The sequence below is a fragment of the Streptomyces sp. NPDC052052 genome (assembly GCF_040680455.1).
GTDB lineage: Bacteria > Actinomycetota > Actinomycetes > Streptomycetales > Streptomycetaceae > Streptomyces.
Genome location: NZ_JBFAWU010000047.1, coordinates 1 through 11755 on the forward strand (window position 1 = coordinate 1; position 11755 = coordinate 11755).

3 protein-coding genes are annotated in these 11755 nt (G+C 74.0%); all 3 read left to right on the forward strand.

The window, feature by feature from the left end; translation table 11 throughout:
- A partial coding sequence (locus AB0L71_RS32485; RefSeq protein WP_365250287.1) for a type I polyketide synthase occupies positions 1-5492 on the forward strand: 5492 nt, incomplete at its 5' end.
- Between the two features lie 16 nt (positions 5493-5508).
- Positions 5509-11025, forward strand: a complete 5517-nt coding sequence (locus tag AB0L71_RS32490; protein ID WP_365250290.1) for an SDR family NAD(P)-dependent oxidoreductase — start codon at positions 5509-5511, stop codon at positions 11023-11025.
- 47 nt (positions 11026-11072) lie between these two features.
- Positions 11073-11755, forward strand: a 683-nt coding sequence (locus tag AB0L71_RS32495) for a beta-ketoacyl synthase N-terminal-like domain-containing protein (RefSeq protein ID WP_365250293.1), incomplete at its 3' end; no start/stop codon positions are given.

Here is an 11755-nt window from a genome sequence, read left to right on the forward strand (position 1 = left end):
CCCAGGCGGCGGCCGGCGTCGCGGGCGTCATCAAGATGGTCATGGCCATGCGCCACGGCACCGTTCCCCGCACCCTGCACGTCGACGCGCCGTCCTCCCGGGTGGACTGGTCCGCGGGAGCGGTGGCCCTGGCCACCGAGGAGCGGCCGTGGCCCGTGGAGGACCGTCCGCGCCGCGCCGCCGTCTCCTCCTTCGGGATCAGCGGCACCAACGCGCACCTGGTACTGGAAGAGGCCCCTGCCATGGAGTCCACGGCCGTGGCGGCCCCCTCCCGCCCAGCAGGCTCCGCCGCTCCCGCCCCCGAGGGCGGCGGGGCCACCCGCGAAACGGCGTGGGTGATCTCCGCCCGCAGCCCGCGGGCACTGGCCGCCCAGGCCGGCCGGCTGGCCGGCTGGGCGCGCAGGGGCACGTGGCCGGACCCCGGGGACGTGGCGGTCGAACTGGCCACCACCCGGACGGCGTTCGAACACCGGGCCGTGGCCATCGGTCCGGACGCGCGCGCCCTGACGACGGCCCTCGACGCACTGGCACAGGGGCAGCAGATGCCGGGCCTCATCACCGGGACCGCCGCACGCAGCCCCCGGACGGTGTTCGTCTTCCCCGGCCAGGGCCCCCAGTGGGTCGGCATGGCCGACGGCCTGCTGCGCGAGTCGCCGGTGTTCGCCGCGGAGATCGAGGCCTGCGCACAGGCCCTGGAACCCCACACCGGCTGGCGGCTGCTGGACGTGCTGCGTCATCGGCCCGGCGCACCCGGTCTCGACCGGGTCGACGTCGTCCAGCCGGCCCTGTTCGCGGTCATGGTCGGCCTGGCCGCCCTGTGGCGCGCGCACGGCGTGCATCCCGACGCAGTGATCGGTCACTCCCAGGGCGAGATAGCCGCCGCCCATGTCGCCGGTGCTCTCGGCCTTCCCGACGCCGCCCGCGTCGTGGCCCTGCGGTCCCGGGCCATCGCCCGGGTGGCCGGCACCGGCGGGATGGCCTCCGTGCCCGTCTCCGCGGACCGCGCCCGCGCCCTGATCGCCGACCGCCCCGGTCTGCACCTGGCCGCGGTCAACGGCCCGGCCACCACCGTGGTCGCCGGGGACACCGGCCCTCTCGAGCGGATGGTCGCCGACTGCCGGGCGGACGGCATCGACGCCAAGGCGATCCCCGTCGACTACGCCTCCCACACCCCGCACATGACCGTCCTGCGCGACGAACTGCGCACCCTGCTGGACGGACTCGCCCCCGTCGCCGCGGACATCCCCTTCTACTCCACCGTCACCGGCGGCCCGCTCGACACCACCGCCCTCACCGGCGAGTACTGGTACCGCAACCTCACCCGCCCGGTGCTGTTCCACCCCACCCTCGACCAACTCGCCAAGGACGGTCATCAGTTGTACGTCGAGGCCAGTCCGCACCCGGTCCTGGTCCCCAGCATCCAGCACATCCTCGACGACGGCACCACGGCCGAACCCGGCGACGGGAACGCCCCGGCGGCCGTGGCGACCCTGCGCCGGGACCGGGGAGGGTGGAATCATTTCCTGGCCGCACTGGCGAACGCCCATGTGAGGGGCGCTCCGGTGGACTGGCCCCGCACCCTGGACGGGTCCGGGGGAGCGCCCTCGGCCGACCTGCCCACGTACGCCTTCCAGCACGAGCGGTACTGGCTCACCTCCGCCCGGCCCGTCGTCGACGCCTCCGGTATCGGGCTCCACCCCACCGACCACCCGCTGCTGGCCAGTACCACCCGGCTGCCCGACGGGACCTGGCACGCCACCGGCACCCTGAGGACCGGCGCCCACCCATGGCTGGCCGACCACGCCGTGACCGGCACTCCGCTGCTGCCCGCCACCGCCTGTCTCGACCTCGCCCTGACGGCGGGGCACGCGACCGGCCACCCCTTCCTGGAGGAGCTCACCCTCCACGCACCCCTGCTCCTCGCCGAGGACCGGCCCGTGCATCTGCACGTCACCGCATCCGGCGAGGACGCCGACCGGCCCGGTTCACGGCGTCTCGACATCCACTCCCGTCCCGAGGGCACCGAACCGGACCGGCCCTGGACCCACCACGCCACCGGTGTCCTCGGCTCCGCCACCGCCCCGCCCGCGGCGCAACCCGACCCCGGCCAGTGGCCGCCCCGCGGAGCCGTACCCATCCCGCTGGACGGCGTCTACGCCCGTCTGGCCGGGCGCGGCCACCACTACGGCCCCGCCTTCCAGAACCTGCACGCCCTGTGGCGCGAGGGAGCCACCCTCCACGCCGAGGTCCGCCTCGCCCCCGACACCCCCACCACCGGCCACGGCATCCATCCCGCGTTACTGGACGCAGCCCTCCATGCCCTCCTGGCGGATCCCGAGAGCACCGAGGACGCGCTGCTGCTGCCCTTCGCCTGGAGCGGGGTCGGCCTGCACGCCACCGATGCCGACACACTGCGGGTCCGGCTCACCCCCACGGGCCCCGGCACCGTGCGGCTCATCGCGACCGACCCGGCCGGCCGGCCCGTCATCACCGTCGAGACGCTCTCCCTGCGCCCGCTGACCGGCCCCCTGACCGACACCGGCCAGGACGACACCCGCCGCTCACTCTTCCGGCTCGACTGGCAGCCGGTCCCCGTGGACCACGGGCCGGACACCGATGTGCCGCGCCGGATCGCCGTACTCGACACCAGGGCCTCCGGCCTCGCCGCCGCGCTCGCCGGCGCATCCGGCACCACCGTGCCCCGGTACGACTCTCTCTCCGGGCTGACCGCCGCGCTGACCGGACAGCCGGGCGAGCCCGTGCCCGACACGGTCCTGGCCCTGGTGCCCACGCCACCCGGGGACCAGTGCGGGCCCGACGAGCCGCCCGAGCGGGCCGCCACCCTCACCGCCACCGTCCTGCGGCTGCTCCAGGACTGGCTCGCCGACCCCCGCTGGCTCAGCAGCCGTCTGGTCCTGACCACCGAGCACGCGGTCCCCGCCACGGTGCCCGGCACCGTCGACCCGGCCCACGCCGCGGTCTGGGGTCTGGTGCGGTGCGCCCAGGCCGAGAACCCCGACCGGTTCCTCCTCCTGGACACCGACCGCCTCGACTCCTCGACGCGTGCGCTGCACGGCGCCCTGGGGACCGCGTTCAGCCGCGGAGAGTGCCAACTCGCCCTCCGCGGCGGCGAGGTGATCGCCCCCCGGCTCACCCCCGCCACCACGGACAACACCCTGCTCCCGCCTGCCGAGGGCTCCGGCTGGACGGTGGAGGCGTCCGGTCACGGCGGCACGCTGGACCACGTGGCCCTCACCACCGGTGAGGACGGCGGCGCACCGCTCGGACCACGACAGGTGCGGATCGCGGTGCGTGCGGCGGGACTCAACTTCCGGGACGTGATGGTGTCCCTGGGACTGGTGCCGGTGAAGGCGCCGATAGGCGGCGAGGACGCCGGAATCGTCACCGAGGTCGGAGCCGGTGTCACCGATCTGGCGCCGGGCGACCGCGTGATGGGCATGTTCCCCGCCGGCGGCATCGGCCCGGTCCGGACTGCCGACCGCCGCCTGGTCGCCCGTATCCCCGCGCAGTGGTCCTTCACCGACGCGGCCACCGTGCCCGCGGCCTTCCTGACTGCCCACGACTGCCTCGTCCGCATCGCCGGCCTCCGGTCCGGCGAGAAGGTGCTCGTCCACACCGCCACCGGCGGAGTCGGCATGGCCGCGGTTCAGCTCGCCCGGCACCTGGGCGCCGAGGTCTACGCCACCGCCAGTCAGCCGAAGTGGGACACGCTCCGTGCGATGGGCCTGGACGACGACCACATCGCCTCCTCGCGCTCCCTGGACTTCGAGGAACACTTCCGTGCCCACGCTCCCGGAGGGCTGGACGTCGTACTGAACTCGCTTGCCCACGAGTTCGTCGACGCCTCCCTGCGGCTGCTCGCGCCCCACGGCCGCTTCGTCGAGATGGGCAAGACCGACATCCGTGACGCCGAGGAGGTCGCCGCCGTCCATACCGGCGTGTCGTACACGGCCTTCGACCTGCTCGACGCCGATCCCGACCGGATCCAGGACACGCTCACCGTCCTCGGCGGCCTCTTCGAGACCGGAGCCCTCCGGCCGTTGCCGGCCACCGCCTGGCCGCTTTCCCGGGCCCGCGAGGCGCTGCGCCACCTCAGCCGGGCCCGGCACACCGGCAAGGTCACCCTCGACCTGCCGCCGGCTCTCGACCCGTCCGGAACCGTGCTGATCACCGGGGGCACCGGAACGCTCGGTGGCCTCGTGGCCCGCCACCTGGTGACCCGACACGGGGTCCGTCACCTGACGCTGGCCGGCCGCCGGGGCCCGGACGCCACGGGCGCGGCCGAACTCCACGCCGAACTGACCGGCCTCGGCGCCCAGGTCACCATCGCCGCCTGCGACGCGGCCGATCCGCACTCCCTGGCCCGACTCCTCGACGGTATCCCCGCCGAGCACCCCCTCACCGCCGTCGTCCACGCCGCGGGGGTCCTGGACGACGGGGTGCTGGACAACCTCACGCCACAGCAGGTCGACACCGTCTTCCGGCCCAAGGCGAGGGCCGCGTGGAACCTCCACCGGGCCACCGAGAAACTCGGCCCCGCCGCCTTCGTGCTGTTCTCCTCGGCGGCCGGCACCCTGGGGAACCCCGGTCAGGCCAACTACGCCGCCGCCAACGTCTTCATGGACGCCCTCAGCCACCATCGGCGCGCACGGGGCCTTCCGGCCACCTCCCTGGCATGGGGGCTGTGGGAGGAGGCCAGCGGCATGACCGGTCACCTGGACGCCACCCAGCGGGGCCGCGTCGTCGGACACGCGGGCATGACCCCGCTGACCACCGACCACGGCCTGGCCCTCCTCGACACCGCGCTCCGCCTGGACCACGCGTTCCTCCTGCCCGCCCCGCTCGCACCGTCCGCCGACCCGGACACCCTGCCCGCGATCCTGCGGGCCCTGCCCGGAGCGTCCCTGCGACGGACCGCGACCAGAGGGACCGTCGCGAGCGGGATCGCCGGGGAACTGGCCGCACTCGCCCCGGAGGAACAGCACCACCGCCTGCTCTCCCTCGTCCGGGGCCACGCCGCCGCCGTCCTGGGCCGTTCCGGGCCGGACGCCGTCTTTGCCGGCCGGCCGTTCAAGGAGCTCGGTTTCGACTCCCTCACGGCGGTCGAACTGCGCAACCGGCTGACCACCGCGACCCGGCTGCGCCTTTCCCCCACCGCGGTCTTCGACCATCCGACACCGGCGGCACTCGCCGCCCACCTGCACGGCCAACTCGATCCCCGGGGCCGGGACGGCGATCCGACGCGCACGGTGCTCCGGGAGATCGAGCGGCTCGAAGCGACGCTGTCCGGGATCCTCCCGGACGATGCCGCCGTCCCGACGATCAAGGCACGTCTGGAAGGCCTGCTGCGGACCTGGAAGCCGGCCGGAAGCACGGCGGACGTTCTCGACGACGACCTCGGCTCCGCGTCGGACGACGAGGTCTTCGCGGTCATCGAAAACGAACTCGGACTCCTTGACGGCCAAAGCTGAGGATGGATTGATCCTGATGCCGGACGAACAGAAGCTCCGCGACTACCTGCGTCGCGTGACGGCCGACCTCCGCCGCACCCGCCAGCGGCTGCAGGAGGCCGAGTCCGAACGGTACGAGCCGATCGCGATCGTGGGAATGGGCTGCCGGTATCCGGGCGGCGTCACCTCCCCCGAGGGTCTGTGGCAGCTCGCCGTCGACGGCAGGGACGCGATGTCGGGATACCCGGCGGACCGGGGCTGGGACCTGGAGAAGCTGTACGACCCGGACCCGGACGCGCCCGGCAAGAGCTACGGCCGCGAAGGCGGATTCCTGTACGACGCCGGCGACTTCGACGCCTCCCTGTTCAACATGAGCCCCCGTGAGGCCCTGGCCACCGACCCGCAGCAGCGGCTCGTCCTGGAAACCGCCTGGGAGACGCTGGAACGCGCCGGCATCGACCCCACCTCGCTGCACGGCACGCCCACGGGCGTCTTCGCCGGCAGCTACGACCACGACTACGGCACCCTGCTCACCCGGGCCTCCGGCGAGACCGAGGGCTACATCCCCACCGGGGTCTTCTCCTCGGTGATCTCCGGGCGTGTGGCGTACTCCCTCGGGCTCGAGGGGCCCGCGGTGACGGTGGACACGGCGTGCTCGTCGTCGCTGACGGCCATCCACCTCGCGTGTCAGTCCTTGCGCTGGGGGGAAAGCACCCTGGCGCTGGCCGGCGGAGTGTCGATCATGGCGACGCCCACCGCCTTCGTGGCCTTCAGCCGGCAGCGGGGCCTCGCGCCGGACGGCCGGTGCAAGGCGTTCGCCGCAGCGGCCGACGGCACCAACTTCTCCGAGGGCGTGGGGCTGGTGCTCCTCGAACGGCTCTGCGACGCCCAGCGCAACGGACACCAGGTGCTCGCCGTGATCCGCGGCAGCGCGGTGAACCAGGACGGCGCCTCCAACGGTCTGGCGGCGCCCAACGGCCCGTCGCAGCAGAGGGTCATCCGCCAGGCCCTCGCCAACGCCCGGCTCACCCCCGACGAGGTCGACGCCGTGGAGGCGCACGGCACGGGCACCACCCTCGGTGACCCCATCGAGGCCCAGGCGCTGCTGGCCACGTACGGGCAGGACCGGCCCGAGGGACGGCCGTTGCTGCTGGGTTCGCTGAAGTCCAACATCGGTCACAGCCAGGCGGCCGCCGGAGTCGCCGGTGTGATCAAGTCGGTCATGGCGATGCGGCACGGCCTGCTGCCCGGGACCCTGCACGTGGACGCCCCCAGCCCGCACGTGGACTGGTCCACCGGGGCGGTGTCGCTGCTGACCGCGACGACGGCGTGGCCGGAGACCGGCCGCCCCCGGCGGGCGGCGGTGTCGTCCTTCGGGATCAGCGGTACCAACGCGCACCTGGTGATCGAGCAGGCGCCGCATCCCACGGCGGACACCGTCGCCGAGCCGGGCTCCGAACCGGTGCCCGCGGTGCCGTGGGTGGTGTCGGGAGGGTCGGCCGCGGGGCTGAGGGCCCAGGCGGAACGGCTGCTCGCCTTCCTCCGTGAGCGGCCGGAGGCGCGGGCCGACGACATCGGCCACTCCCTGGCGGTGAGCCGGGCCCGGCTCGGGCACCGGGCCGTGGTGGTGGGCAGGCGCCGCACGGAGCTGCTCGCCGGTCTGGAGGCGGTCGCGCGGGGCGAGGCGGCACCCGGCATCGTGACGGCCGAGGGACTGCCGGCGGCCGAGAACCGCCGGACGGTGTTCGTCTTCCCGGGCCAGGGGGCGCAGTGGGAGGGCATGGCGCTGGAACTCGCGGAGTCCTCCGGGGTGTTCCGGGATCGGCTGCTGGACTGCGAGCGCGCGCTGCGGCCGCTGGTGGACTGGTCCCTGACGGAGGTCCTGCGCGGCGGGCCCGGCGCCCCCGGCCTGGACCGGGTCGACGTGGTGCAGCCGGTGCTGTTCTCGGTGATGGTGGCACTGGCGGCGCTGTGGCGTTCGGTGGGTGTCGAGCCGGACGCCGTGGTGGGGCACTCGCAGGGCGAGATCGCCGCCGCGTGCGTGGCTGGGATGCTGTCACTGGAGGATGCCGCGGCCGTGGTCGCGCTGCGCAGCCGGTCACTGGCCCGGCTGTCGGGCAAGGGCGGGATGGTGTCCGTCGCACTTCCCGTGGAGGCGGTCGAGGAGAGGCTCGGCCGCTGGAACGGCCGGCTCGGCGTGGCGGCGGTCAACGGACCGCGGACGGTGGTCGTTTCGGGTGACGCCGACGCCCTGGAGGAGCTGCTCGCCGCCTGCGCGGAGGACTCCGTACGGGCCCGCACGGTACCCGTGGACTACGCGTCCCACTCCCGTCACGTCGAGGTCGTCGAGGACGAACTCCTGGACGTGCTCGCGTCGCTCGAACCCCGTCGTGGAGAGGTGCCCCTTCTCTCCACCGTGACCGGGGAGTTCGTGGACGGCACGGAGCTGGACGCGGCGTACTGGTACCGGAACCTGCGTCGCCGCGTGCGCTTCGCCCCTGCCGTCGCCACGTTGATGGAGCGCGGCCTCGACACCTTCGTGGAGGTCAGTCCGCACCCCGTCCTCACCGCGAGCATCGACGACATCGGCGCCGGCCGTCCCGTGTGCGTGAGCGGGTCGCTGCGCCGCGGGGAGGGAGGCCCGGACCGCTTCCTGCTGTCGGCCGGCGAACTGTTCGTGCGGGGCGGTGACGTGGACTGGGCGGCGGTGTTCGCCGGATCGGGTGCACGGCGGGTGGAGCTGCCGACGTATGCCTTCCAGCGGGAGCGGTACTGGCTGACCGGCGGCGCCGCCACGGGTGACGTGGAGGCGTACGGCCTGGCGGGCCTCGGCCATCCGCTGCTGGGCGCGGCCGTGGAGGTTCCCGCTTCGGGCGGCCTGGTGGCCAGCGGCCGGCTGTCGGTGCGCGAGCAGCCGTGGCTGGCGGACCACCGGGTGCTCGGCCGGGTGGTGGTGCCCGGGGCGGCGCTGGTGGAGATGGTGCTCCGGGCCGGTGACGTGCTCGCCTGCCCGGATCTGGAGGAACTCGTCATCCAGACGCCCCTGGTTCTCGACGAGAGCGGCGGGACGCTCCTGCGGGTCGTCGTGGACGAGGCCGATGCCGAGGGACGGCGGGCGGTGTCGGTCCACTCCCGTCCCGAGGAGGACGGAAGCGAGTGGGTGCGCCACGCCATCGGTTCCTTGCGCCCGCCGGGCCGGCCGCACGCCGGTTCCGGGGCGTCCGAGGATCTCGCGGTGTGGCCTCCGGCCGGTGCGGAGCCGGTGCCGGTGGGCGGGGTGTACGACGGCCTCGCGGAACGGGGACTGGACTACGGGCCGCTGTTCCGGGGGCTGGAGGCGGTGTGGCGCCGGGGCGACCGGACCTTCGCCGAGGTGGCACTGCCGGACCCCGGGGAGGGGGACGTGGCTGCGTTCGGGATGCATCCCGCCCTGTTGGACGCGGCACTGCACGCCCTGGTGCTGAGCGACGCGGTACCGGGGATGGAGAAGGCGGGCACGCCGTGGCTGCCTTTCCTGTGGTCGGGCGTGCGGCTTCACGCGGTGGGTGCCGTGCGCGTACGGGTGTGCGTCACCGCCGACGCGGACGGTGCGGTGCGGGTGGAGATCGCCGACGGTGCCGGGGGACCGGTGCTGGAGGCCGACGGACTCACCCTGCGTCCGCTGCCGACAGGGGGGCCGACGGCCCTCGCACCGCGGGCGCACCACCTGCTCCGTGAGGAGTGGGCGCCGGTGTCCCTCGGGCCGGCGGCGCGCACAGCGGCCGACGACTGGATCACCTGGCCGGACGACCCCGACGGCCCGCTCGTTGCCGACGCCGACGCGCCGCGGCTGCTCGTGTGGCCGTGTCCTGCCGCCGACGATCCGGTCGGCGCGCGGCGGGCGGCGTGCGCGGCGCTGGAGGCCGTGCAGCGGTTCCTGACCGACGAGACGTGCGCCGACGCGCGGCTCGCCGTGGTGACCCGGGCCGGTGTCACCACGGGGCCGGAGGAACCGGTGGACCTGGGCGGCGCGGCCGTCTGGGGACTGGTGCGCTCGGCGCAGTCCGAGAACCCCGGCCGGCTGGTCCTGCTCGACCTGGACCCCGGCAGGGCCCTGACCACCGTGCCCTGGACGCGGCTGCTCGCCACCGGTGAACCCCAGCTCGCCCTTCGCCAGGACGACGTGTACGCACCACGGCTGGCCGGACTGACGGGCCACGGGACGGAGCCGGCCGTGCTCGATCCGGCCGGGACGGTCGTGGTCACCGGCGGAACAGGTGATCTGGGCGGGCTGCTGGCCCGTCACCTGGTGGACCGGTACGGCGTACGGCACCTGGTGCTGGCGAGCCGCAGCGGTGAGGACGCCCCCGGTGCCCAGCAGCTGAAGACCGAACTGGAAGCGGCGGGCGCCCGCGTCGCCCTGGTGGCCTGCGACGTGGGGGACCGTGCGGCGGTGGCGGAACTCCTGGCGGCCGTTCCCGCGGGGCATCCGCTGACGGGCGTGGTGCACGCCGCCGGTGCGCTGGACGACGGCGTCATCGGGGCGCTGGACGCCGACCGGATCGAGCGGGTCTTCGTCCCGAAGGCCGATGCCGCCCGCCATCTCGACGAGCTGACCCGTGGGACGGACCTCGTGCTGTTCGCCGTCTTCTCCTCGGCCTCCGGCGTGCTGGGCAGCCCCGGCCAGGCCAACTACGCCGCGGCCAACGCGACGGCCGACGCCGTGGTACGGGCACGGCGGGCAGCCGGCCTGCCGGGGATCTCGCTCGCCTGGGGCTGGTGGGAGAGGGTCCGCGACAGCGAGGGACTGACCAGTGGCCTGAGTACGGCGGACCGGGAGCGCCTGGCGCGCCGCGGGGTCGCTGCGCTGACCCCGGACGAGGGGCTGGCCTCGTTCGACGCGGCTCTGGCGCACGGCCTGCCGGTGATGGTGCCGGTGAAGCTGGACCTCTCCGCACCGTCCCGGGCCGACGAGGTCCATCCGCTGCTCAGGGCACTGGCGCCGACGGCGGCCGTACGCCGGGTCGCCGACAGCGGTGGCGAGCGGGACGGCGTCGAGGAACTGCGCCGTCGGCTGAACGCGCTGCCGACCGCCGAACAGGACCGGTACCTACAGGACCTGGTGGCCCGTCAGGTGGCCGCAGTGCTGGGGCACGCCCCCGGGACCGCCGTGGACCCGAACGAGCCGTTCATCGCCCTCGGGTTCGACTCCCTGACCGCCGTCGAGTTGCGCAATCGGCTGTCCCGGGCCACCGGCCTGCGGCTGCCCGCCACTCTCACCTTCGACCACCCCACCCCTGACGCCCTCGCCCGCCATCTGCACGGCGAACTCGTCCAGGACATCGGGGACGGCGTCGAGCGGCTGATGGGGGAGATCGACAGGATCGGGGACGTCCTGTCGCGGTTGGAGCCGGAGGACCCCGACCGGGCGCGGGTGACGGATCGGCTCAGAGCACTCCTGGCGTCGTCAAAGGAGCCGGCGACGGCGCGAAGCGGGGCCATGGTCGTGGAGCAGTTGCAGTCCTCGTCCACCGAGGAACTGCTCAGGTTCGTCGACAGGCAACTGGGCTCGTGACCGGCAACCACCGTCATCCCCCCTCCACCGCGCTGAAAGGCGACCCCATGGATGAGCACGGCAAGCTGCGCGAGTACCTGGTCCGCGTCAGCGGGGAACTCCACGAAACGCGCCTCCACCTGCGCGATATGGAGGCGAAGAGCTCGGAACCGGTCGCCGTCGTCGGCATGGCCTGTCGGTTTCCGGGCGGTGTGACCTCGCCGGAGGAGCTGTGGCATCTGGTCGCCGAGGGGAAGGACGGGATCTCGGCCTTCCCCGAGAACCGCGGCTGGGACGTCGAGGAGCTGTACGACCCCGACCCGGACGCGCCGGGCAAGGCCTCCTCGCGCAACGGCGGCTTCCTCCACGACGCCGACGCATTCGACGCGGGACTGTTCGGGATCAGCCCGCGCGAGGCCGAGTCGATGGATCCGCAGCAGCGGCTGCTGCTGGAGTCCGCGTGGGAGACCTTCGAACAGGCCGGTATCGCTCCCGATTCCCTGCGGGGGAGCCGAACCGGCGTGTTCGCGGGGGTCATCCAGCACGACTACATCTCCTGGGCGGCCTCGGCGCTGGAATCCATCAACGGATACCAGGGCACGGGAAGCGCGGCCGGTGTCGCCTCCGGTCGTATCTCCTACACCTTCGGGCTCGAGGGGCCCGCGGTGACCGTGGACACGGCGTGTTCGTCGTCGCTGGTGGCGATCCATCTGGCGTGCCAGTCGCTGCGTTCGGGCGAGTGCTCGATGGC